Source organism: Pseudomonadota bacterium, from assembly GCA_039028155.1.
Taxonomy (GTDB): Bacteria; Pseudomonadota; Alphaproteobacteria; order SP197; family SP197; genus JANQGO01.
In genome coordinates this window covers 1-24,341 of record JBCCIS010000011.1, presented here as the reverse complement: position 1 = coordinate 24,341, position 24,341 = coordinate 1, and the positions used below count along the sequence as shown (strand labels likewise).

Genomic DNA, 24,341 nt, shown 5'->3' with positions numbered 1-24,341 from the left:
CTTCTTAACCTACAGCAACCCGGGCATGTTCGTCACGGGCAAAGCGGTCCGTCATGCCCGCGATGTAGTCGGCGACCACGCGCGCCCGACCGTTCTCGTCGCGATCAGCGGCGCGGCGGGACCACTCGGCGGGCATGCGCGCCGGATCGGCCATGAAGCGGGTGAAGAGTCCCTTGACCACGGTCTCGGCGTCATAGCGGCCCTGGATGACACGCTCATGATGGTACATGTTGGCGAAGAGCCAGGCTTTCAACGCGCGGTTCGCCTCATCGATGGCCGGGCTGAAGGCGACGACGGGCGCGCCATACCAGCGGATGTCATCGACCGAGCCGACGCCTGATTCCGCCAGGCGCAAACCGGTTTCCTCAGTCAGGTCTGAGACCAGACGCCCGATGATGCGCCTGACGGTTTCCTGTACCAAACGCGCGGTTTCGACGCCGTCATAGGTGGCGCGGACCTCGGCTACCGCATCGCCTGCCAGCGGTACGTCGGCCAAATCGTCGAGATCGAATAGCGCCGCGCGAAGACCGTCATCGATATCGTGACTGTGATAGGCGATATCGTCGGCCAAGGATGCCACCTGCGCCTCGGCGCTGGCATAGGTGTCGACCTCCAGATCGTGCGCCTCGCAATAGCGACGGATAGCCTGGGGCACGCCGTTTCCGGCCGGTCCATCGATCATGGGTCCGTTGTGCTTCACGACGCCTTCCAGGGTTTCCCAGGTCAGATTGAGCCCATCGAACGCGGCATATCGCGTTTCAAGCCCGGTCAGAATACGGAACGTCTGGACGTTGTGGTCGAACCCGCCGAAGGGTTGCATTTCGGCGTCCAACGCATCCTCGCCCGCATGTCCGAACGGGGTGTGCCCCAAGTCATGGGCCAGCGCAAGGGCTTCGGCCAGATCTTCGTTCAATCCCAGACTACGGCATACCGAACGCGCGATCTGCGCTACTTCCAGGCTGTGGGTAAGGCGGGTACGATAATGATCGCCTTCGGTGGTCACGAAGACCTGGGTCTTGTGCATCAGCCGACGGAACGCCCGGCAATGGACCACACGGTCGCGGTCGCGCTGAAACACCGTCCTGGCGGGACTTTCCGGTTCAGGAAACCGGCGACCACGGCTTTCCTCTGGCCGGCAGGCGTAAACCGCCAAATGAGGTCCAAAGCCTTCTATTTCAGTCATGGCGTGAACGTAGTAGGCCGTTCGGCTAGCGGCAATGCGAAAGCGTTGCATTGACAAAACCCGCTGCCATCATACATTGGACGAGCGGACGAAGGATGGCCCCATGAACGCAGAAACCCCCACGGCCGGTATTGCGGTGACCGAAAGCGCCGCGAAACGCATTGGCGAGATCATGGCGGCGGAATGCGGCGACCCTGGGGCGGGCCGGCTGAGGATCGTTGTGACCGGCGGCGGCTGTTCGGGCTTTCAGTACCACTTCGAGATCGATAAGGGCCCCGAAGACGGCGATATCGAGTACGCTCAAGGCGCCGCCAAGGTCGTGGTCGACGATATCTCGATTCAGTATATCGCCGGTTCCGAGCTCGACTTCATTCAGAACCTCGAAGGTTCCTATTTCGCGCTCAACAATCCGAACGCCACTTCGTCCTGCGGCTGCGGTACGTCCTTCGCCATTTAAGCGCGATATCGGCCCGGCTGGACGATGAGCGCCAAGCGGCATCTGTTCGATGCCCACTTTCACATCATTGACCCAAAATTCTCGCTGGTCGCCAACAACGGCTATCTGCCGCCGGCGTTCACGGCCGCCGATTACCGGGATCGCGCCGAACCACTAGGTGTCTGTGGTGGCGCGGTGGTGAGCGGATCGTTTCAGGCCTTCGATCAGGATTACCTGGCGGATGCCCTGAGGGTGTTGGGGCCTGCCTATGTCGGGGTAACCCAGCTGCCGGCCGACACGCCGGACGAGACCATTGTGTCGCTCGATCAGGCCGGCATCAGGGCCGTGCGGTTCAACCTTCGGCGTGGCGGCTCGGAGGGGCTGGACAATCTCGAGCGGATGGCGCGGCGCGTTCATGACCTCGCCGGCTGGCATGTCGAGCTTTATGCCGATGCCGAGAGTCTCGCACCGCATCTAGCGATGTTGAAGAGCCTGCCTCGTGTCGTGATCGATCATCTCGGCCTGTCTGAGGCGGGCCAATCCGTTTTGCTCGACCTCGCCGGCCACGGCGCCAAGGTGAAGGCAACCGGCTTCGGCCGCCTCGACTTTGATATCAGCGCCGCTCTCAAGGCGATCGATGTCGCCAATCCCGATGCCCTGATGTTCGGCACCGATATGCCGTCGACGCGCGCGCCGCGACCGTTCGAAACGAGAGACATCGACCTCATCGCTTCGGCCATTGGCGAAGACGGACTGGCGCGCGTGCTCCACGACAATGCCGTCGCGCTTTACCGGCCGAAACGCGCTGCTTGAGCTTTTGAAGCGCCACCCCGTGCTCTAAGGTGGCGCCATGAAAATCGCCACCTGGAACGTCAACTCCATCAAGGCCCGCCTGCCCAACGCGTTGGCGTGGCTTTCGTCGTTTTCGCCCGATGTCGTCCTGCTCCAGGAGCTCAAATGCGTCGACGAGAAGTTCCCGCGCATGGAAATCGAGGATCTCGGTTACAACGTCGAGACCCATGGCCAGAAGACCTATAACGGGGTCGCCATTCTCTCCAAACACCCGATAGAGGTCGAACGGCGCGGCCTGCCCGGCAACGAGGCAGACGAGCAAGCCCGCTATATCGAAGCCTTCACCGGCGGCATCAGGGTCGCAAGCATCTACCTGCCGAACGGCAACCCGACCAACACGGAAAAGTTCCCCTACAAGCTCTCCTGGATGGAAAAGCTGATCCACCACGCGCGTGACTTGCTGGCTCTCGAGGAGCTGGTCGTGCTGGCCGGCGACTACAACGTGTGTCCGACCGACGCCGACGTCTACGATCCCGCCGGGTGGGCCGATGATGCGTTATGCCGGCCGGAAAGCCGTGGGCACTTTCGTACGCTCATGTATCTCGGTTTCACGGATGCCTTCCGCGTGCTGAACCCAGAACCCAACCGCTACAGTTTCTGGGATTACCAACGCGGCGCCTGGCAGCGGGATAACGGCCTCAGGATCGACCACCTTATGCTGTCGCCGCATGCCGCTGACCGGTTGAAGGCCTCGGATATCGACCGCGGGCCGCGCGGCGAGGAAAAAGCGTCCGACCATACGCCGGTGTGGTGCGAGCTGGACGACCACTAAGCTTCCTAGTCGCCATATCTGCCAGCCGTGGCTACCGGATGCGTGACCGCGCTCAAAGCCAAGTCATCAACAGCCTAATCGCATAAGAACATTGCATGAACGAACCTGTGTTAGTAAGCTGACCACAATCTCCTGCCGCACGCCGCGCCATGACCAAGGAGACAATATGGTTGCTGACCATGAAGGCGGGTGCCTGTGCGGCGCCATTCGCTATCGCATTTCCGGCACGCCGAAGGGCGTCGGCTTATGCCATTGTAAGAGCTGCCGACGCGCGACCGGCGGGCCGGTCGCCGGTTTTGTCGACCTTCATCCCGGTGGCTTCGCGTGGACGGCCGGCGAACCTTCGTTTTATGCCTCATCGCCCGGTGTGAGGCGCGGCTTCTGCTCAAGATGCGGCACCGCCCTCACCTACGAAGCCGACGACTTCCCCGGCGAAGTGCACCTGTTGTCTGCGACACTCGACGATCCGGCGCCTTGGGTGCCGGACAATGCGACCTACAACGAAGACCGGATCGCCTGGCTGAAGATCGATCTCCCGGCCCCGGGGGAGCAGACGTGATGGCCGAAGAAAACCACGAAGGCGGCTGCCTGTGCGGCGCCATTCGCTACCGCATCACTGGCACGCCGAAGTTCCAGTCGATGTGCCACTGTCGCAGTTGCCGGCGCGCATCCGGCGCACCAGCCGTGGCCTTTGTCGGCGTGTTCGATGATCAGTTCGAGATGCTGAAGGGCGAACGGGCGATCTTTGAATCGTCACCTGGCGTCAAACGCGGCTTCTGCAAGGCCTGCGGGTCGTCGCTGACATTCGCCGGCGAGAACTGGCCTGGCGAGGTCCACGTCTTCACGGCGACCCTGGACGATCCCGACGCCTTTCCGCCGACGGTCCATACCTATTGCCTGGATCGCCTGCCGTGGATCGACCCCGATGACGGGTTGCCGCGACTGGAGAGGTTCGGCGCCAGCCAACAGAACTGAGTCCTAAACCGTAGCAAAGCCCATCTGCTCGCGGGTCAGCTCGATGGGGAACTTGGCGCGAAGCTGCGCATCCATGTCGTCGCTGATGTGGCGTGGGAAGTGATTGGCCAGGATGTCTTGCTTGGTCTTGACCGCGCGTTCGACGATATCTGGACGGCCGCGCTCGACCCACTCCTTCGGGCTCGTGCGGTCGCCGATCTCTGGGTAGATGTACTCGCGCTCCATCAGCTCCAGCGTGCGGTTGTGGCCGAGATAATGACCAGGCCCACTGAGACAGACCGAGCGCATCACATCAAGCGAGACACTTTCTTCGCTGACCTCGATACCGCGCACACAGCGCATGCATTTGCCCAGGATGTCGTTGTCGATGACCAGACTGTCGAGGCAGAAGCCGAGCAGTGAGGCGTGCATGCCCGCGGACTCATAGACGAGATTGAGCCCGGACAGGCCCGCCATCACGTTGGTGATGCCCTTTTCGTAGCCGGCCTGTACGTCCGGCAGTTTCGAGTCGCACATGCCCGCGGCCGCGCCGCCGGGAAGATCATAGAACTGTGCCATCTGCGCGCACGCCGCGCTGAGCAGCGCCTGTTCGGCCGACCCGCCGGACATGGCGCCGGTTCTGAGATCCGACACGAACGGCCACGTGCCGAAGATAGCCGGCGCACCCGGTTTGATCGCGTTGACGTAGCACAGGCCGCCAAGCACTTCGGCGACTGCCTGCGTGACGGCACCGGCCAGTGCCGCCGGCGACGTCGCACCGGCCTGACCGGCTGACAGCAGCAAGACGGGCATGCCATTTCTAACGCACGCCTCCAGCACACGGCAGGCGTCCTCGGCGAACTTCATAGGCGGTACGACATGACAGTTGGAGTTCGAGACGAAGGGTCGTTCGCGCCACGCCTTCTCGCCACCGGCGACATGGTGCAAAAGCTCGAACACCATCTCCATGTTCTCGCCCAGCGTGAAGCTGCAGCCGACATGTTTGGTGGTGCCGGCAATCGGGCCGTAGAGCGTGTTGATATCCAGGATCTGAAGGTCCAGCACGTCGGTCGGCGTCAGCGGCCGCTGGAAGAAGTGGATGTTGTCCATCACATCGACGATGCGCGCGGCCTCGTAAAGGTCCTCGACCGTCGCGTTGCGATAGGTGCGCTCAAGCGGGTCGATAACCTGGGTCGCGGCGCCCGCCGTGCCGTAGTAGACGCGCCGGCCGCCGACCTCCATATCGTGCCTGGACTCCTGACCAAAAAGCACGAGCTCGCGATTGGCGTTGGCGATGGTGTCCTCGACCAACGCGCGCGGAAACTTCAGCCGGCCGTCGTCACCCAGCACCGCGCCGGCCGCCGTGCAGATCTCAATGCATGACGGGATCGGATCGGCCAGGCCGATTTCTTCCAGCGCCTGCAGCGCGGTCTCGTTGATGCGTTTGATGCCGTCGTCTTCCAACGGCTTGAACGTGCCGCCTTCCAAACCCGGCCTGACCGGTTTGACTTCTTCGGCCAGCGGCGCGGCGCGTAAAGCAACACGAGCCTGGCGGCCGCCGCGACGGCGGCCGCGAGGGTTTTCTTCTTGAGCGGACGTCATGCCGGCGGCTCCATATGGCTAGATAACGTGGCCCCTGCCCCCGCCACAGGGCGTGCGAATCGCATTCGCACGGCGGATCATGGCGCGACCGCTCGTCTCACGCAATCATACAAATGACGCCCAGAGCAGATCCTGCATTGAGGGAATCGCTTCGCGATTCTGCCAGGGCAGGTGAATCTGCTCCGCTCATTGATGGGGAGCGGATTTACATGGTGAGGTGGAACCGTCAGACGGTTCCACCTCACCATGACCCGCTCTAGATCTCGCTATAGACGTGCGTCTCCGCCTGGCCACCAGGATGCGTCACCGCGCCGTAGCGCGCGGGGCCGACGGTCTGGGCATACTTCCAGATCGTGCCGGCGTTGAAGTCGGTCTGCCGCGCGGTCCAGGCCTTGCGACGATCGGCCATTTCGGCATCGGACACATCGACGTCCAATGTGCCCTTCACCGCGTCGATCGTGATCATGTCGCCGTCCTTCAGCAGGCCGATGGGGCCGCCGACCGCAGCCTCCGGGCCTATATGACCGACGGAGAAACCCCGCGTGCCACCGGAAAAGCGCCCGTCGGTCAGCAACGCGACCTTTTGGCCCATGCCCTGACCGGAGATCGCGCCCGTGGTCGCCAACATCTCGCGCATGCCCGGCCCACCCTTGGGACCTTCGTAGCGGATCACCAGCACCTCGCCTTCCTTGTAGTTGCGGTCAAGGACCGCCTGGTGACATTCCTCTTCGGAGTCAAAGCACCGTGCGGGACCGGTGAACGCCAGACGCTCCATGCCGGCGATCTTCACGATGGCGCCTTCGGGCGCTAGGTTGCCCTTCAAGCCAACAACCCCGCCGGTCTCCGACAGCGGGTTGGAGGTTGGATAGATGACGTCCTGTCCATCGGGCACGACGATATCGCGGTGGTTTTCCGCCAGTGTCTTGCCGGTCACCGTGATGGCGTCGCCGTGCAGATAGCCGCCATCAAGCAGCGCCTTGATCAAGATGGGGACGCCGCCGACCTCGTAGAGATCCTTGGCGACATACTTGCCGCCCGGCTTCATGTCGGCGATGTAGGGTGTCTGGCGGAAGATATCGGTGACGTCATCCAGAGTGAGATCGATACCGGCTTCGTGGGCGATGGCCGGCAGGTGCAAGCCCGCGTTGGTCGAGCCGCCGGACGCCGCAACCACCATGGCGGCGTTCTCAAGCGATTTCCGCGTCACGATATCGCGCGGTTTGAGGCCCATCTCGATCAGCTTCATGACCTGCTCGCCACTTTGCTCGGCATAGCTGTCGCGGCTGTCAAAGGGCGCCGGCGTCATGGCGGAGTTCGGCAGCGCAAGGCCGATGGCTTCCGAAACCGTCGCCATGGTGTTGGCCGTAAATTGGCCGCCGCACGAACCACCGGACGGACACGCAACATGCTCGAGCTCGTGGAGATCCTCGTCCGACATATTGCCCGCCGCGTGACTGCCCACACCTTCGAACACGTCAACAATCGTCACGTCCCGACCCTTGAACTTGCCGGGCATGATCGAGCCGCCGTAGAGGAACACGGATGGCACGTTCAAGCGCACCATCGCCATCATCATACCGGGCAGCGATTTGTCGCACCCAGCCAGACCGACGAGACCGTCATAACAATGACCGCGGACCGTCAACTCGACGGAATCAGCAATCACCTCGCGGCTGACGAGCGACGCCTTCATGCCGGCGTGCCCCATGGCGATACCGTCGGTCACGGTGATCGTCGTGAACTCGCGCGGTGTTCCACCGGCCGACTTGACGCCTTTCTTGGTGGCCTGGGCCTGGCGCATTAGCGTGATATTGCAGGGCGCGGCCTCGTTCCACGTCGTGGCAACACCGACAAACGGCTGGGCGACATCGTCGTCCGTCATACCCATGGCGTAATAGAAGGCGCGATGCGGCGCGCTTGTCGGGCCGACCGAAACGTGGCGGCTGGGCAGGTTCGATTTATCCCATCGGGTCATGGGGGTGTTTCTCCCACATTGATCTTGGCTAGGTTGCGCGGACAATAAGGCCGCGCAAGCCTCCTGTCAGCCCGCAAGACGCGCGCTGAGCGCCCGGATGTGATCGGCACCCGTCCCGCAACAGCCGCCGACGATGCTGACGCCGTGGTTGGCCACCCAATCGGCGGCAATCTCGGCATAGTCATCTGGCGATACCGCCCGCGAGAAATCCCAGTGGGGGTTGGTAAACTTGCCAGTCTCCGCATAGGCCATCAGCGGTCCGGACCAGTGTTCGCGCAGCATGTCGAGCGCCGGCGTCGTGTCCTCAATCTCGCTATGCATGATACCGGCGGCCTGGCCTTCGAATGCCAAGGCGTTATCCGCGACCTCGCCGAAGTCGCCGGGCGGCATGTCGGCGAAGTCGATCTCCGCGTGATAGGCCGTCACCTCGCCTTTGTCGTCGGTGGCAGCGCTGAAGCCGATCCACACGGGCAAGCCGGTCTCTTTGGCAGCCTCCAAGACCAGGGTCGTGTTTTCGGTATCGATCATCATTTCGGCGAGGATCAGATCGCAGCCTGCTTCGGCCAGAACCGTGGCTTGCTGGCGATAGCTTTCGCGCGCATCGGGACCGGTGGCCGTGACAGCGATGTTCTCCAGGCTCGGCATGCTGGACATGGAGCCGGCGATCCATACGTCAACGGATGCCACGTTGTCGCGCGCCTGCTGGGCGAGCTTGATGGCGTCGTGGTTGATTTGGTTGGCGTCGTCCCGCTTGCCGACGCCTTCCAACACATGCGGTGCGGCGGCGAACGAGTTTGCCGTGATGATCTCCGCGCCCGCCTTGATGTAGTCTTCGTGCACCTCGCGCACGATATCGGCGTTGACGACGTGGGCGATACCGCTCCACACCTCGTCGTTCATGGCGAGCCCTTTGCGCTCCATCTCCGTGCTGACGCCGCCGTCCATGATGACCGTTCTGCCGTTCGACAACCGTTCGTCCAAGCTCGCCATGTCCATCTCCTGACCACATCATTAGACGCCGACAATAACCGTGCGCATCGCCGCCAGCTAGTATAGGCAGGCTGGCCCGGCGCAGAACAATGACCGATAGCCCCTATGCAACGATCGACCGAGCTGATCCCCGCCCTCGCCGTCGCCGTGGCCGCGGCGGCCTGGGGCATCTACTGGCTACCCCAGCGCGCGCTCGAGGGCGCGGGGCTGACCGGCGGTTGGGCGACGCTTGGCCAATACCTCGTGCCCCTTGCGCTGATGGCGCCCGTCGCATTGGTTCGCTGGCGGCAAGGAAAATCGACCGGCGTCGACATGATCGTCATCGGTGTCCTGACTGGTGGCGCGATCGCCTGTTACGCCAACAGCTTTCTGTTGACCGATGTCGTGCGGGCGCTGCTGCTGTTCTACATCACGCCGGTCTGGGGCACGCTGATCGAATGCGCGGTTCACCGCCACCTTCCAACTCGCGCGCGCTGGGTTGCGCTTCTCCTGGCACTTGCCGGGTTGTGGGTCGTGTTTGCCGAGGACACCGGCATCCCATGGCCGCAGAATGCCGGCGATTGGCTGGCACTGACCGGTGGCTTGATGATCGCCGCCGGCGCGGCGCGCCTGAACGCGGTCAAGCCGGCCGGCATGTTCCCGCAGTTGTTCGCCTACTTTCTCTATGGCTCGATCATCGCCGGCGTCCTCGCCTGGCTGCTCGGCGCGCATCTGGGACCGACCCCGAGTGGCGGAACCATGCTTGGCGTGTTGCCGTGGTTGATCCTCCTTGCGCTCCTCTTCCTGATCCCGTCGAACGCGATCTTGTTGTGGGGCGCGACGCGGATCAGGCCGGGCATGTTCGGTATCCTGATCCTGTCGGAGATCATTGTCGGCATGGTCAGCGCGGCGTTGTGGGCAGGTGAAGCGTTCGGCTGGCGGGAAATCGTTGGTGGCGCGCTGATCCTTGCCGCCGGGACACTTGAGATCATGTGGGCTCGGAATCGGGGCGGCCAAGACAGTCGATCGCCGCACCCCGGGGCGGGCCTGCGCTGATATCGCCGACCGTCGACGGACAGGCCGAGCAGATGAGTACGATATCCATCTCGGCTTGAAGCTCGACATAGTCGCCGGGCTCCGCCGCGGACGGTTCATCGGACAGGGAGCCATCCGGCGCCACCGGTGCGTGTTCAAAGAGGTTCCACGGACACGGCACATGATCCAGCGCGACACCGCGCACCGCCATGGCGGCCTTCAGGTTGTCCTCGCAATTGGGATGAGTGTTGGGGGCGCCATAGAACACGTTGCTGGGCGCGCTGCATGCAGCATGCAGCGTATCGTGGATACCGGGCGACGTGTCGTCGGTGATGGTCAGGATCGGCCTGAACTGATTGGTGACAAGCGTATCACCCGGTTTGAACAGGATGCGATAGGTCGCCGAGCGGCTGTGTTCCATCGAGAGGTGCTCAGCCAAGTCGTCGGCTGCGAAGGCCCAGGTATCAACGACCTGGTGACCCTCCACGTTGACGATCCGCACACGCTCCCCGAGCTCTAACGCGATCGCTCGTGCTGCGCCGGCAGGAAGGTTGATGCGCTCAGCCATACCCCAACTGTGGCATGGCCCCGTGCGGGTCGGAAGAAGATTAAGCCTCTGTCAAGCGGCAGCGCTTGTCGTCGCGAGGCCGACCCAGCCCTCTACAAAGCGCTCGGACCAACGTTGGATTGACGCTTCATAGACGGGCGCAAGCCGGACTTGTTCGTGCGCGCTCTGCACACCCATTCTGGCGAGGTAGGGCTCATCGGCCAGCGCCTCGTGGGTCACCGACGATAGCTTGTAGTCGGGATGAAACTGCAGGCCGTAGGCGTGGCGTCCGATGCGAAACGCCTGGACGGGGAACTGATGGCCACGCGCCAGCAAGGTCGCCTCGTCAGGCAGGGCGAACACACCTTCGTAGTGCGCCTGGTAGAAGTGGCTTGTCCCGGCGAAGAGGTCGACGCCATCCGGCGTCGCTTCGATCTGGTAAAAGCCAAGCTCGGTCAAACCGTCGGGGCGCGCCATGACCTTGCCGCCGAATGCGGCCGCCAAGAGCTGCGAGCCCATGCAGATGCCGAGGTAAGGCATGCCAGCCTCTACCGCATCGCGAATGAAATCGATCTCGCGCGCCACCCAGGGATGCGCGCCGGGTTCGCCCGCGTGGCCCTCATCACTGCCACCGACGATCATGGCGGCATAGCCGTCGATCGAAGCCGGCAGCGGATCACCATGGGGATGACAGAGATACTCGATCTCATAGTCGCGCGCGCACAAGACGTCCGCGATGCGGCAGTCGGTCCAGGCGGGGTTGTGGATCAGGTAAAGGACGCGGCGTCGGCTCGACATGATTTCCTCGGTTTCACGGGCAGCAAATATCTTTCCGTGAGGTTAGCCGAGCCGTCACCTGAATCCAGTTTCTAATTCTAAGCGGACGCCTGAATTCACTTCACCATTGTGAGCCACTTACGCCGCGCTCAAACGTGCCAGCGCGTCACGCAGGCGGTCGCGGGTTTGGCACGCGCTCTGGCTCCGCTCGCGTTGCTCCTCGACCACCTCTGGCGGCGCTTTGGCGAGGAACTTCTCGTTGCCGAGTTTCTTGTCGTAGCCCTTGATCTCGCCCTCCAGCTTGGCGATCTCCTTTTCCAGCCGTGCGCGTTCCTGGTCAATGTCGATGACATCGGCCAGCGGTAGCAGGAGGGTCGCCTCATCCAACACGCCCTGGATCGAACCCTTCGGCGTCTCGTCGCTCGCAGTGACGGAGTCGAGACGCGCCAGACGAAGGATCAGGTCGCGGTGACGTTCCAGCCGCGCGGCGGTCTCTGCCTCCATGCCGCGCAGCAGCGCCGGGATCTTGGCGCCGGCCGGCACGTTCATCTCGGCGCGCAACGTGCGAATGGTCGAGACCAGGCGGACCACCCAGTCCATCTCCGCCATCGCAGAGTGATCGACAAGGCCGTCGTCGTAGTCGGGCCAGGAGGCTTTGATCAATTGATCGCCACGCCCTTCGCCGCCCAATTGACCCCACAGCTCCTCGGTCACAAACGGCATGAAGGGATGCAGAAGAAGCAGCAGTTGATCGAGCGCCCACGCGGTCGCCGCCCGCGTTTCGGCAGCAGCCTCGGCGTCGTCGCTCGTCAGGATGGGTTTGGTGAACTCAAGGTACCAGTCGCAGAACGTGTTCCATGTCGACTGATAGGCAGCTTGCGCGGCATCGTTGAAACGGTAGGCATCAAGCGCGCCGTCGATCTGCATGCGCAGCTTGACCATTTCGCCGACGATCCAACGGTTCACCGTTTCCTTGCACGACGCCGGATCGAACGACGGGTCGGGAACGCAACCGTTCATTTCGCAATAGCGCGCGGCGTTCCAAAGCTTCGTCGCGAAGTTGCGGTAACCCTCGACCCGCTGCTTCGAGAGTTTGATGTCGCGGCCTGGCGCGGCGAGTGCGGCAAGCGTGAAGCGCAGCGCGTCGGCGCCGTATTCGTCGATCAAGTCCAAGGGGTCGATGATATTGCCCTTGGACTTCGACATCTTCTGGCCCTTCTCGTCACGGACCAGCGCGTGGATGTAGACGGTGTGAAACGGCACCTCGCCCATGAAGTGCAGCCCCATCATCATCATGCGGGCGACCCAGAAGAAGATGATGTCGAAACCGGTGACCAGAACGTCGGTCGGATAGTAGCGCTTCAGTTCCGGCGTTTCGTCGGGCCAGCCCAAGGTCGAAAACGGCCACAGACCCGACGAGAACCAGGTGTCGAGAACGTCGGGGTCGCGCTCCAGCGTGACCGTCTTGCCGTAGTGCTCGGCGGCGGCGGCGCTGGCTTCCTCTTCGCTGTGGGCGACGAAGATCTCACCGTCCGGTCCATACCAGGCGGGAATCTGGTGGCCCCACCAGAGCTGGCGCGAGATGCACCAGGGCTGGATGTTGCGCATCCACTCGTAATAGGTCTTGGTCCAGTTCTCCGGGACAAAACGCGTGCGCCCCTGCTCGACCGCCTCGATCGCGGGCTTGGCCAGGGTCGCGGCGTCGACATACCACTGTTCCGTCAGATAAGGCTCGATCGGCACGCCGCCGCGGTCGCCATAGGGGACCATGTGCACGTGGTCCTCGATGCCGGCCAGCAGCCCTTCGGCCTCCATGTCCTCGACGATCTTCTTGCGCGCCTCGAACCGGTCGAGGCCGTGATACGCGTCGGGTATCTCATCAACAGTTATCGGTCCGACGACACCATCTTGACCGCCAATGTAAGCAAGGCCACTTTCGTCGTAGGCCGTGGGACGATCGGGAAAATCTGAGAACGAACTGCTGACAATCCGCCCTTCTTTGTCGAGCACACTGATCATGTCGAGTCCGTGGCGCTTCGCGACCTCGAAGTCATTGAAGTCGTGCGCCGGCGTGATCTTGACGGCGCCGGTGCCCTGTTCGGGATCGGCATAGTCGTCGGCGACGATGATGAGCTTACGCCCGACCAGCGGCAGCACGGCGTGTTTGCCGATGAGATCCTTGTAGCGTTCGTCGTCGGGATGCACCGCAACGGCGGTGTCGCCCAGCATCGTCTCCGGCCGGGTTGTCGCAACGGTGATGAAGCGGTCTTCCTGACCATCGATCGGATACTTGAAGTGCCAGAGGTGGCCGTTGACCTCCTGCTGCTGCACCTCCAGATCGGAGATCGCCGTCAGCAGTTTCGGATCCCAGTTGACGAGGCGTTTGTCCTTGTAGATCAGCCCCTGCTGATAGAGGTCGACGAAGACCTTCAGCACGGCCTTCGACAGTCCCTCGTCCATGGTGAAGCGCTCGCGGCTCCAGTCCGCCGACGCGCCGAGACGGCGAAGCTGGCGTGAGATCAAACCGCCGGACTCCGCCTTCCACGTCCAAACCCGATCGATGAACGCGTCGCGACCGAGGTCGCGGCGGTTGGTGCCCTCGGCCTCCAACATGCGCTCGACCACCATTTGTGTCGCGATGCCCGCGTGGTCGGTGCCTGGCTGCCAGAGTGCATCACGGCCACGCATGCGTTCTCGCCGGATCAGGATGTCCTGCAACGTGTTGTTCAGCGCGTGCCCCATGTGCAGGCTGCCCGTCACGTTGGGCGGCGGGATGACGATGGTGAAAGGCTCGGCGTTGTCACGCCCGCCGATGGCGAAGCTGCCGGCCTTGTCCCAGCCTTCATAGAGCTTCTGTTCGACGCTTTGCGCGTCGTACGTCTTGTCCAACATCACTTCATCCCAATGATAGAGAACGGCGCCGCCCGGTTTCCCCGGCGGCGCCGCTTTATAGACGATCTATTCGAAACTTCAGCGTAATCAGTCGTCCGCAGGCCGCCGCGACAGGTACCGTACCTCGCGCTCGACGATCCGCTCGACAATCGCCGGCAGATGCTCGTCCAGCCACTCGCGCAGCATCGGCTTCAACAGCTCCATGGCCAGGTCTTCGACCGGCCTGCCCTTCGGCACGTCGCGCATGGGATCGGGATCGGACGCCTGGACCAGGTTCGACAGCGCGGAAGCGGCCGACGTGGCGGCGGATTGCGACATCAGGCGGTCGTCGGATTTATCGGGTGATTGTGCCATGGTTGTGTCTGCTCCGCCGTCGGCGGTCTCCTCGTTTTCCTGGGTCTCGTCTACGTCTGACGGGATGGCCAAGGCATCCTCGGCCTCGTCGTCCAGCTTGGTCTCAAGTACCAGAACATCGCCGTCGTCGGAGTCATCGTCATCACTATCCGACGCATTCGCATCCGACCCGACAGCTTCACCGGCGGGTTCATCACTGACCACCTCGGTCAGTTCCAAAACGTCGTCATCGTCGGAATCGTTGGCGGCAGCCGCAGCGGGAGTATCCCCGCGCGCCGCGGCCTTGTCGTCGTCATCAACGATAATCCGACGGATCGAGGCCAGGATGTCCTCCATCGAGGGATCCTGCCCACTGGGTCGATTCGCCATTAAACCTCGCTTTTCAGGCCTGCGCTGCACTCGACGGGGTCAAGGTTACCGGTGCCGCCCTTCTGCGGCAATGCCTCACTCACTCCTCAACCTCAAGGCCACCCCAGCCCCACCATGAGTCACGCGCCTCGCGATAGTACGCTTCAACATCATACAATTCTACCGGAAGCTGTAGACGCTCGGCGGTTAGACGGCCGATAGCCGATTGAACGGCATAGCTCGCGACCACTTCGTCGCGCTGGGCGTTCACCAGGTCAACCTGGCTCTCGAACAAGGCCTGCTCGGCATCCAGGATGTCCAGGACGGTTCGTTCACCGACTTCTGCCTCGCGCTGGGTGCCTTCCAACGCGATTTCGTTGGCCGCCACGCTCTCCTGAAACGCCGAAATCTGCGCGCGCGCCGTGATCAGGTCTTCCCATGCGGTGATCACGTCCGCCAGAACTTCCCGGCGCGTTTCGAACACCTGTTCGCGCAGCTGATAAACATCCTGCTTGGCTTGGCGGATCTCCGACGAGGCGACGCCTGCCTGATACAGTGGCACCGTGACCTCCGCCATGATCGTCGCGACATCCTGGCGGTCGATGGTGGTGCTAACGTCGTAGTTGCGTGTGTAAGACCCGACCAGATCGACGTCCGGCAACAGATCCGCTTCCTCGACGTCGACACCATCGATTGCCGCGAGTTCGAAAAACTGGGCTGACAAGATGTCGGGATGTTCAGTCTCGGCAATTTCGGACGCTTGGTCGCTGGTCGCCGGGATCCCAACAAGCGGCCCCGGGTTTGACAGTTCGGCGGGTGGACTGCCGATGATCTCTTCATAGTCTGCACCGGCGGACGCCAAACTGCCTTCCGCCGCCAGGCGATCGGCAACCGCGGTCGCCAGGCTGGCCTGGGCTTGCGAGACGTCCGTTCGGGTCACCTCGCCAACCCGAAACTGGTCCTGCGTAGCCTGCAACTGGCGCTCCAGGCGGCTCTCGTTGTTGCGGTTGAGCTCCAAGACTGCACGCGCCAAGACAACATTCATGTAGACGGTGACCACATCCAAAAGGACTGTCTGCTCCGTCGACAGCAGTGACTGCCGTTGCGCGTAGATCTGGTTCTCAGCGACTTTCGTGCTCGCCTCGGTCTCGCCGCCGGTATAGAGCGGTTGGGTAATCGTCAGGTTGAGCGAGTTGGGATTGGATGAGTCCCAAGATGTGACGTCGGTTTCCGTCCATTCTTGTGTCAGATCGCCGGTGGCCGTCACGGTCGGTCGGTATCCGCCGAGTGCCTGCGCGATGTTCTCGTCGACTGAACGCAACTGGGCACGTGCCGCCATCAAGGTCGGGTTGCTCAGGTAGCTCTGAACCAGCGCCTCTTCCAGAGACTGTGCATGCAATGGCACCGCGCTTACCACCAAGGCCGCGCCTGCCGCCAATCCGGCATACACGCTTCTGAACACAACGTTCATCGGAAAACTCCCAAAGCTGCGTCGAGATCGTTGGTGGTCAAAAAACAAACTCCGGTTTACGCGCGAAACATGTCAGCGATGGCACCTGTGCGTCGAACAGGACACGGCTTGATACGACGTCGCCGCTGCGCTTGATCAATGTCGCCTTGCCGACACCGTCGTCATCAATCACCGTCACCAGCCGACCGCCGGGCGCAAGCTGGCTTGTGATGGCTTGCGGCACCTCACCACAGCGGCCTTCGATCAGAATAATCGCATAGGGCGCCTGCTGGGGGTATCCCTCGGTCAGGGATCGTTCGATGACGGGCGCGTTATCAATGCCCAGCGCCGACAGGTTTTTTTCCGCCGCGGCAACAAGCTCCGCGCGATCGTCGATACCGACAACGGTCTCGGCCAGTTGCGCCAACAGCGCGACCGCGTATCCGGTCGTGCAGCCGACCACCAGCGCGGCGTCGCCCGGCCCGACATCGGCGGCCTGCAACAGACGCGCCAAGACCATCGGCTCGGTCATGTAGCGGCCGCCGCCCAGGTGCAGATCCTCATCGATATAGGCAACGCTCTTAAGCGCTTCCGGCAGGAAAGCTTCGCGCGGCACGGTTCTAAGAGCCTCGATCAGGCGCTCATCCGTCACCTTGTTGGTGCGGATCTGGCATTCCACCATGTTTTCCCGTGCCTGATCGAAATCGAGCATGAATTCTCCGTCAACCGGTCCTGCGGCGCTTTATAGGCCTAGATCCCCATCGGCACAAACGCGAACAAAGGGAAGTGTGAGCGCTGTTGACCGGGAGCCAAGCCGGGCCTATGACAAGCGCCGCTCGTTCTGACCCCAAGGCCCGGTGGCAGAGTGGCTATGCAGCGGACTGCAAATCCGTTTACATCGGTTCGATTCCGGTCCGGGCCTCCACTCACCACATCCGCCAATCCTGTTGCCGCCAGGCGACCCGCGCCTTAGCCGTCGGTCGGCCCGGCTGCATGACGCCAACTCAGTCGGTTCAGTCATTGGCCATCGCAGGAACATGACAAAAACAACTCATGGATTCATACTCCAAAAGTAGTAATCCTTATTGATAGAGAATGAGGATTGTGTATGGTTGCTGCGTCGCGTCGACGGCAATCCAGAGCGTGAACAGGGTTCCCGGCCACGCGATGTTGATAAACGTGGTATTAACTTAGGGCCGGTTTTAGGACCGGCCCCTTTTTCTTTTTAAATCATACGACTATGACCATTTCTTACAGCAGTGCGGTAAGTATGGCTCGCTCAGATAAGTTGAACACGTTCGACTTCTTGTGTTGTCGGTAGCGGAATCGATCTTTTTGCGGGGTAACAAACGGGGACGCGGTCGGGCTTGGCGGCGCGCCATGAGACCCGGCAATGCCACACGTCCGCGTTCGACCGCAGGCAAGCCGCATCGACGCTCGATGACAGCAGACTAGGGCGTTTCGCTTTGCCTGCCGCGCACCCGCTTCAGGGTTTCCGGCACGGTCAAGGTGGCGACGAAAGAGATCAGGGCCATCACCATCAGAAGGTAGACCGGCGCGTAATCGTCACTGGTCCGCTCGACCAGATAGGTCGCGATCAGCGGCGTCAACCCGCCGAAGACACCATAGGCAATGCCGTTGCCGATGCTGATCACCGTGCAGCGCACACGCGGCGACAAGATTTCGACCATCATCACCGCATAGACCGCCCAGCCGACCGCGAACAGGACGGCGAAGGTGAGTTGTCCGATGATGATGTAGATCGAGTTTTCGTGGTGGATCAGCCACCAAAGCGGCAGAGCGAGCACGCCCGTGCCGACGGCCGCGAAGATCGCCAACGGCTTGCGGCCGATCTTGTCGGAAAGCAAGCCGGCAAACGGGGTGACGACCAGAATGCCAAACAGCGCGAGCGTGTTGATGTCCAAGGCCTTGGCGGTCGAGACGTGCATGCGCGACGTCAGATCGTTGACCGCGTAGACATAGGCGACAAACCAACCGACACCGGTCATGACGATCATGCACAGGTAGATGAAGATCGTCTTCCACTCGGTCCGCACGGCCTCAACAACGGGCGAGCCGTGCTGAGCCTCGCTATCTTCCATGGCTGGCGATTCTGTGATGCCGGCGCGGTAGTAAAAGCCCAGACCGGTGATGATGACGCTGAGCAGGAACGGCACACGCCAGCCCCAGGCATCGACCTGGGCCTCCGTCAGCAAGGAGCTGACGAGCGCGCCGACCCCCGATCCCAAAATCAAACCAACGAACTGGCCGAAGGTCGACCAACTGGAGACGTAACCCCGGCGTTCGACAGGCGCATGCTCGATCAGGAACACCGTTGAGGTCGAGTACTCGCCGGCGACCGCGAAGCCCTGAAGCAAACGCAGCAGGACAAGAGCAATCGGCGCCGCCACGCCGATCGTGTCGTAGCCAGGCAACAGACCGATGCCGACGGTCGCCGCACCCATGACCGAGATGACTAGGGTCATCGCCGTCTTGCGTCCCAGCTTGTCGCCGATATGGCCGAGCGCCAGCGCGCCGATCGGGCGCGCGAGATAACCGGCGGCAAACGCACCGAACGCCGATAGAAGTGAGGTGAAGGGATCATCGGACGGGAAGAAGTGGCGTCCGATGATGACGGCGAAAAACCCGAAACAGCCGAAATCATACCACTCGAGCACGTTTCCCAAGCCAGCCGCTGCTATTTTGGTTTTGATTCCCTGCGGCTTTGCCGAACCGTTCATCCCTGCCCCATGCTCCAGGGCGAGATCACTCTCGTGCCCCATTTTCATCATGCCGCACGAGGCGGCAATCGACAGCTTCTACGGCCGCCGTTTCGTCCGGCGCAGTCCCGTCAGACGCAACCCTCGATCACCGGACGCAAGACGTCCGACGCCTCGCCATAGCCGTGAAGTTCAACGGTCGATCCAGCCGTATGGCGCCGCACGCTCACATAGTAGAGATCGCCGCCGCCCATGACTTTCGCATTGTCGGGGCGAACCTCCGCGTACTCTCCCGGCAAGAGCGGCAACTCATAGTGCATCTTGCCCTCCAGCGACCCATCCATCGCCGGCACCAGGCACGCCGATGCGACGTCGACCGACGATGCCGTGACCCAATAGTTCACCGGCGGCGGCTCATAAGGCTGCTCGCTGGCGCAAGCCACGAGCGCGAAGGCGCTTAGAATGGTCGCTGCGATTGACCGGTGGGTCATGGTCGGCCCCCTGGGACTGCTGCATCGGCACCGTTGCCTCATCTGAGTCTTCCACTGATTCCAAGCATTTATCAAGCAACACATTGACCGTGTGTGCGATCGGTCATGAATGCCCTGGTTTGCGATTAACTGAAACTGCAAGATGGCGTTACCGCCGATCGTAATCCGCCGCCGAGTTCCCGTTGCTGGTATCTGCCAAATCGCGTTCGATCGCCATTCTCGCGCTTGCCGAGGTCCTGGCGATGGCCTTGTGGTTTTCCGCCTCTGCCGTCGTCCCGACCTTTGTTCTGGAGTACGGCCTGACCGGCACACAGGCCTCGCTTCTAACCAGCAGCGTGCAGATCGGCTTTGTCGCGGGCACGCTGGCAAGCGCCTTGCTGGCACTGGCCGATCGTTTCGATCCACGGCGCTTCTTCATGGCGAGCTGCCTGATCGCCGCCGCCGCCAACGCGCTGATGCTGGTCGTGCCGCCCGATACTGGCTGGGTTCTGGTGCTGCGGTTCATTACCGGCGCGTGCATGGCGGGCGTCTATCCCGTCGGCATGAAGCTTGCCGCGAGCTGGGCCAAGGGCGATCTCGGCACCCTGGTCGGCATTATGGTCGGCGCGCTGACCCTGGGATCGGCCGCACCGCATCTGTTCAACGGGTTCGGCGGCGTCGATTGGCGTTTCACTATTGCCACGGCGTCGGTCGCCGCGGTAGCCGCGGGACTTCTCATCAGGTTCTTCCAACCGGGTCCGAACCTCGGCAAATCACCGAAGCTCGACCCCAGACTCGCGTTCAAGGCATGGACCGTGCCGTCCTTGCGCCTGGCTAACCTCGGCTACCTAGGTCACATGTGGGAACTGTATGCCATGTGGGCGTGGCTGATCGTTTTCCTGAACGCCAGCTTCGCGATCAATCCAGGCGGGTCCTCGGCATCGGGTTGGGCGAGTTTCATGACGTTCGCCACGATCGGCGTGGGTGGCGCGTTGGGGTGCCTCGCCGGCGGCGTGATTGCCGACCGCTGGGGCCGCACACTGCTGACCTCGGCAGCCATGACGCTAAGTGGCGCCTGCGCGATTGTCATCGGCTTCCTGTTCGGCGGCCCACCGGTAGTTCTGATGCTGGTCTGTACGGTGTGGGGCTTTGCCGTGGTTGCGGACTCCGCGCAGTTTTCCGCCAGTGTGGCCGAACTCGCCGAACCGGAACTGGTCGGCACCATGCTGACGGCCCAAAATTGCGGCGGTTTTCTTCTGACACTCATCACCATCCAGCTCGTGCCCTGGGTCGTCGACCTGGTCGGCTGGCAATACGCTTTCATGTTTCTGGCAATCGGTCCGGCGGCCGGCGTTATCGCCATGCTGCGGCTTAGGGCGCACCCGGACGCACGCAAGCTCGCCGGTGGCCGTCGATGATTAATCTGGCGCCCGCTAACGCATCGCGCGCGATACCGTTGAAGGGCGAAACGCGGGCGCCAGCTTGACGCCGCGCAACAGGCCTCTGGGGCGAAAGTAGATCTGCCGCGCCGCCTCGGCGAACCACGGCGTCTTCAACATCATGTCGACGAGACGGTCGCCGACCACGTGATCCATCGCGCGGCGCATCATGAGTTTGGCGCCGTAGCCCGGATACTCGCCGGCAAGGACCCGGCTGGGTTCAGGTCCATGATCGAGAAGATGGTCGCTGACCGCTTGCGCGGCGCGGCGCCCAAAGCGGAAGGCGTTATAGATACCGCCGCCGGTCAACGGCGAGACCAGACCGGCCGCGTCGCCGACCAGCAGGACACGGTCGGTGGCGAACGGGCGGACCGGACCGCCGCATGGGATGAGGCCGGCGCGCCGTTCGAACACCTGCGACGTATCGATGCCGCCGATCTGGTTCATCATGGCGAGCGCCGCCTCGAGATCCGGTTTGACCCCACGTGCCGCGGCCAAACCGACCTGAAGCGTTTCGACACCGGGCACCGCCCAGGCGATGTAGCCCGGCGCCAGTTGCCGGTTGAGCACGCAATGCAACAGATTGGGCGCCATACCGCCGTCGAGCGGAACATGCGCTTCGATGCCTTGCAGAAACTGATTGTTCAGGCCCAATCCGAAAGTGCGTGCGACAGCCGATCGCGCGCCATCGGCACCGACCAGATAGCGGGTCGTGATATCGATACCGCGCAGGCGAAGACCGTCCTCTTCGTAACAGGCACCGCGGTAGGACGTGCCGTAGCACAGCTTGGCGCCGGCCATGGCCGTATCCAGCGCCAGCCAGCGCAACAGACGCGCTGTGTCGGTCGCCAGGAAGTAATAGCCGGGCTCGGCCAGATCGATGGAAGCGAGTGACGGACCATAGAGGCGAACGCCGTGGATGCGCCGCACCACATCGGGTGGGAGATCGATCTCCTCAGCGGCTTCCTTGACCAGAATGCCGGTGGTGTGGACCGCAGCGCCGGGTTCGCGGCGGCGGTCGATGACGGCGACCTTCAGGCCGCGCATGGCCGCCGTGCGCGCGCAAATCAGGCCGGCGAAACTGCCGCCGACCACGACCAGATCGTAATCCGTCGTCATAACTCCCCTCTCCCTCCGTCAGCCCCTCACGCCACAGACTCGCCAACCAAGATGGCAATTTTCGGACCTGACGGCCAGCGTTGCGGGCTCCGCCGGCCATTGAACAAGCAGGGCGAAACCGTTATGCGTCCCCTGCCCGCCAACCTCTCAGCATCGGCCCTATGCTTACCCTTGGGATCCACCCCGGCTATCACGATGCAGCCGCAGCGCTGTTCGACGGCTACCGCCTGGTGGCGGCGGTCGCGCGTGAGCGGCTGACCAGGCGCAAGGGTGACGGCCGGGGCGATGTACCCGTTGACTGCGTAGACGAAGTCTTGGCGATCGCCGGCGTCACGCGGCGCGATGTCGATGTCGTCGCCAGCACCCGTTCTGCGCTGCCGCAAAGCCTCTACACGCACTTCCGCGGCCGACGCGCCATTGAAGGGCGCGTACGCCAGGCCCTGGATGCGGAGAAGCTACGCTTTCTGGCGCTCGAGCTGCGCCGCGCCGACAGCGTGAACGCGCTCGGCATCATCGATCGCGCGGCCTTGCTGGACCGCTATGGCTTTCGCGACAACGTGGACCTTTTCTTCGTCAACCACCACGAAGCTCACGCCTTGCCGGCGCTGTTCTTCACCGACTGGGACGAAGCCCTGCTCTATACGGCCGACGGCGGCGGCGACAACGTGCAGTACTCCATGCGCGGTTTCCGAGACGGCGGGCTTCAGACGCTTTATGGCGGCGACGAGGAACTGCTGCGGCCCAACCGCATCGACAGTCTGGGTTTGGCCTATGGCTACTGTACCCAGGCGCTGGGTTGGAAGATGAACCGGCACGAAGGCAAGCTGACCGGGCTCGCGGCTTATGGCGAACCCGTCTGCTTTGATCAGATGGCGCAACAATTCCACGTCAACCAGAACGGCGAGATCACCAGCGACTTCGGCAGCTATGCCGAGATGAAGACCTTCCTGGCGGGCCTTGCCGAACAGTTCAGCCGCGAAGACCTGTCGGCATCGATCCAACAGCTGTTGGAGCACCATGTTCTGGGATCGGTTCGGCGATTCCTGACGCGTTTCCCGGCCCGGCGTCTGGGCCTGGCCGGCGGAATCTTCGCCAATGTCAGGCTGAACCGGTTGCTCGCCGAAGAGACCGATGTCGATGAGGTCTTCGTCTTCCCGGCGATGGGCGATGATGGCCTGGCGGTCGGCGCCTGCCTGGATGCCCTGCGCGAACGAGACGGCTTTGGCCATTGGCTCGATCAGCGCTATCGGCTGGATGACGTCTATCTGGGGCGGGACCACGGCGACGCGATCGACGCCGCGCTGGGAAGCACGCCCGGCGTGACGGTCGATCCGGGCGATCCGATCGCCGCGGCGGTCACGCGCCTGACCAATGGTCAGGCCGGCGCCATCTATACGGCACGCATGGAGTACGGACCGCGGGCGCTCGGCGCACGCACGATCCTGGGCAACCCCAGCGATGCAACCATCAATGATAGCCTTAATCAGCGGCTGGCCAGGAGCGAGTTCATGCCGTTCGCGCCGGTCGTCGCGGAAGAGGACGCCGGCGAGGTCTTCGAAGTCGGCGACCTCAACCGCTACGCCTGCCGCTTCATGACCATCACCTGCGCGGTCAAGCCGGCCTGGCGCGAGCGCATCCCCGCCGTTGTCCATGTCGATGGCACCGCGCGGCCCCAGGTTATCAGGCGCGACACGAACCCGCTCTACTTCGACATTCTGCAAGGTTTCAAGCAGGCGAGTGGCCTGCCGGTGCTGATCAATACCTCATTCAACGTGCACGAGGAGCCGATTGTCGACACCCCGGAACAGTGCCAGCGGGCCCTGCTCGACGACCGCGTCGACTTTGTGGTCACACAAAAGGCCCTCTACCGGTTGGCAGAACGCCGTTAAGCAGTGACAATCATCGGGCGGGGGCCTGGAGGACGTGCCGGCGGTGTTGAGACTGTTGACTGTGGTGGCGATCGTCGTCCTGCTGCTGCCCCGCGCGGCGGCGGCGGAACGCACGGAGCTTATCATCGGCATCAGCCAGTTCCCGCCGTCGCTCAACCCCGTGCTCGACACCAGCCTGGCGCAGAGTTTCGTTCTGGGCATGACCCAGCGGCCATTCACCGTGTTCGACCAGGCCTGGGAGCTCGTCTGCCTGCTGTGTACCGGACTGCCCAGCTTCGAGAACGGCCGGGCGGTCAAAGAGACCTTGCCCGACGGCACGACTGGCGTCGCCGTCACGTACACGATCCATCCCGACGCGACCTGGGCCGACGGCACCCCGGTGACGACCGACGATGTCCTCTTTACCTGGAACCTCGGCCGCGAACCGGCCGCAGGTTTCATTGGTCAAGAGGGTTACAGCGATATCCTCACAATTGACGTTAAGGACAAAAAGACATTCACACTCCATGTGAATAAACTCGACTATCAGTATCAATCTCTTAATGGATTTACGGTTCT

The 24,341-nt window shown here is 62.7% G+C and carries 22 protein-coding genes and 1 tRNA gene; 10 read left to right on the top strand and 13 right to left on the bottom strand.

Going from position 1 to position 24,341, the window contains the following annotated elements:
* Window positions 1-4: 4 nt before the first annotated feature.
* Entirely contained in the window at window positions 5-1,183 is a 1,179-nt protein-coding gene (locus AAF563_08045; protein MEM7121208.1) for a deoxyguanosinetriphosphate triphosphohydrolase, read from the bottom strand.
* 103 nt (window positions 1,184-1,286) lie between these two features.
* Here AAF563_08045 and erpA point away from each other — a divergent pair, with 103 nt between their 5' ends.
* From erpA to AAF563_08020, 5 genes are all read left to right on the top strand, one after another.
* Window positions 1,287-1,640, top strand: a complete 354-nt coding sequence (gene erpA / locus AAF563_08040) for an iron-sulfur cluster insertion protein ErpA (GenBank protein ID MEM7121207.1) — start codon at window positions 1,287-1,289, stop codon at window positions 1,638-1,640.
* Window positions 1,641-1,664: 24 nt separating this feature from the next.
* Window positions 1,665-2,432: an amidohydrolase family protein gene (locus AAF563_08035; GenBank protein ID MEM7121206.1), complete on the top strand. Its 768-nt coding sequence runs from the start codon at window positions 1,665-1,667 to the stop codon at window positions 2,430-2,432.
* A gap of 37 nt (window positions 2,433-2,469) precedes the next feature.
* Window positions 2,470-3,243 carry an exodeoxyribonuclease III gene (xth, locus tag AAF563_08030; GenBank protein MEM7121205.1) on the top strand — a complete coding sequence of 258 codons (774 nt, stop codon included), beginning with the start codon at window positions 2,470-2,472 and terminating at the stop codon, window positions 3,241-3,243.
* Window positions 3,244-3,409: 166 nt separating this feature from the next.
* Window positions 3,410-3,802, top strand: a complete 393-nt coding sequence (locus tag AAF563_08025) for a GFA family protein (protein ID MEM7121204.1) — start codon at window positions 3,410-3,412, stop codon at window positions 3,800-3,802.
* Window positions 3,802-4,218, top strand: a complete 417-nt coding sequence (locus tag AAF563_08020; protein ID MEM7121203.1) for a GFA family protein — start codon at window positions 3,802-3,804, stop codon at window positions 4,216-4,218. The genes AAF563_08025 and AAF563_08020 overlap by 1 nt, the downstream gene beginning before the upstream one ends.
* A gap of 3 nt (window positions 4,219-4,221) precedes the next feature.
* On the opposite strand, the gene AAF563_08015 is transcribed toward AAF563_08020, so the two are convergent.
* The 3 genes from AAF563_08015 to AAF563_08005 form a co-directional block, all read right to left on the bottom strand.
* Window positions 4,222-5,799, bottom strand: coding sequence for a trimethylamine methyltransferase family protein (locus AAF563_08015; protein ID MEM7121202.1), 1,578 nt, complete (start codon window positions 5,797-5,799; stop codon window positions 4,222-4,224).
* 256 nt (window positions 5,800-6,055) lie between these two features.
* The gene (ilvD, locus tag AAF563_08010; GenBank protein MEM7121201.1) at window positions 6,056-7,774 is read right to left on the bottom strand and encodes a dihydroxy-acid dehydratase; all 1,719 of its coding nucleotides are present in this window, start codon (window positions 7,772-7,774) and stop codon (window positions 6,056-6,058) included.
* 66 nt (window positions 7,775-7,840) lie between these two features.
* Window positions 7,841-8,764, bottom strand: coding sequence for a homocysteine S-methyltransferase family protein (locus tag AAF563_08005; GenBank protein ID MEM7121200.1), 924 nt, complete (start codon window positions 8,762-8,764; stop codon window positions 7,841-7,843).
* A 105-nt stretch (window positions 8,765-8,869) separates the two neighbouring features.
* Here AAF563_08005 and AAF563_08000 point away from each other — a divergent pair, with 105 nt between their 5' ends.
* The gene (locus tag AAF563_08000) at window positions 8,870-9,799 is read left to right on the top strand and encodes a DMT family transporter (protein MEM7121199.1); all 930 of its coding nucleotides are present in this window, start codon (window positions 8,870-8,872) and stop codon (window positions 9,797-9,799) included.
* On the opposite strand, the gene AAF563_07995 is transcribed toward AAF563_08000, so the two are convergent.
* From AAF563_07995 to AAF563_07970, 6 genes are all read right to left on the bottom strand, one after another.
* Window positions 9,732-10,346 carry an urea carboxylase-associated family protein gene (locus tag AAF563_07995; protein ID MEM7121198.1) on the bottom strand — a complete coding sequence of 205 codons (615 nt, stop codon included), beginning with the start codon at window positions 10,344-10,346 and terminating at the stop codon, window positions 9,732-9,734. The two genes, AAF563_08000 and AAF563_07995, sit on opposite strands and share 68 nt — an antisense overlap.
* 51 nt (window positions 10,347-10,397) lie before the next feature.
* Window positions 10,398-11,123 carry a gamma-glutamyl-gamma-aminobutyrate hydrolase family protein gene (locus tag AAF563_07990; protein ID MEM7121197.1) on the bottom strand — a complete coding sequence of 242 codons (726 nt, stop codon included), beginning with the start codon at window positions 11,121-11,123 and terminating at the stop codon, window positions 10,398-10,400.
* Between the two features lie 117 nt (window positions 11,124-11,240).
* Entirely contained in the window at window positions 11,241-13,994 is a 2,754-nt protein-coding gene (locus AAF563_07985) for a valine--tRNA ligase (GenBank protein ID MEM7121196.1), read from the bottom strand.
* Between the two features lie 87 nt (window positions 13,995-14,081).
* Window positions 14,082-14,684, bottom strand: coding sequence for a DUF2497 domain-containing protein (locus AAF563_07980; protein MEM7121195.1), 603 nt, complete (start codon window positions 14,682-14,684; stop codon window positions 14,082-14,084).
* A 112-nt stretch (window positions 14,685-14,796) separates the two neighbouring features.
* Window positions 14,797-16,167, bottom strand: coding sequence for a TolC family outer membrane protein (locus AAF563_07975; protein ID MEM7121194.1), 1,371 nt, complete (start codon window positions 16,165-16,167; stop codon window positions 14,797-14,799).
* Between the two features lie 37 nt (window positions 16,168-16,204).
* Window positions 16,205-16,858, bottom strand: a complete 654-nt coding sequence (locus AAF563_07970) for a protein-L-isoaspartate O-methyltransferase (protein MEM7121193.1) — start codon at window positions 16,856-16,858, stop codon at window positions 16,205-16,207.
* Between the two features lie 139 nt (window positions 16,859-16,997).
* On the opposite strand from AAF563_07970, the gene AAF563_07965 reads away from it, so the two are divergent.
* A tRNA-Cys gene (locus AAF563_07965) sits at window positions 16,998-17,071 on the top strand.
* A 526-nt stretch (window positions 17,072-17,597) separates the two neighbouring features.
* Here the strand turns inward: AAF563_07965 and AAF563_07960 are convergent.
* Together AAF563_07960 and AAF563_07955 are read right to left on the bottom strand one after the other, a co-directional pair.
* A complete protein-coding gene (locus AAF563_07960) occupies window positions 17,598-18,833 on the bottom strand; it encodes an MFS transporter (protein MEM7121192.1) in 1,236 nt (411 codons plus the stop codon).
* 164 nt (window positions 18,834-18,997) lie between these two features.
* On the bottom strand, window positions 18,998-19,357 hold the full coding sequence (locus AAF563_07955) for a hypothetical protein (protein MEM7121191.1): 360 nt from the start codon (window positions 19,355-19,357) through the stop codon (window positions 18,998-19,000).
* 182 nt (window positions 19,358-19,539) lie between these two features.
* Here AAF563_07955 and AAF563_07950 point away from each other — a divergent pair, with 182 nt between their 5' ends.
* Entirely contained in the window at window positions 19,540-20,754 is a 1,215-nt protein-coding gene (locus AAF563_07950) for an MFS transporter (protein MEM7121190.1), read from the top strand.
* A gap of 15 nt (window positions 20,755-20,769) precedes the next feature.
* Here the strand turns inward: AAF563_07950 and AAF563_07945 are convergent, their stop codons facing one another.
* On the bottom strand, window positions 20,770-21,894 hold the full coding sequence (locus tag AAF563_07945) for an NAD(P)/FAD-dependent oxidoreductase (GenBank protein ID MEM7121189.1): 1,125 nt from the start codon (window positions 21,892-21,894) through the stop codon (window positions 20,770-20,772).
* A 161-nt stretch (window positions 21,895-22,055) separates the two neighbouring features.
* Between AAF563_07945 and AAF563_07940 the strand changes: the two genes are divergently transcribed.
* Window positions 22,056-23,783 carry a carbamoyltransferase C-terminal domain-containing protein gene (locus tag AAF563_07940; protein MEM7121188.1) on the top strand — a complete coding sequence of 576 codons (1,728 nt, stop codon included), beginning with the start codon at window positions 22,056-22,058 and terminating at the stop codon, window positions 23,781-23,783.
* A 43-nt stretch (window positions 23,784-23,826) separates the two neighbouring features.
* A partial coding sequence (locus tag AAF563_07935; GenBank protein ID MEM7121187.1) for an ABC transporter substrate-binding protein occupies window positions 23,827-24,341 on the top strand: 515 nt, incomplete at its 3' end.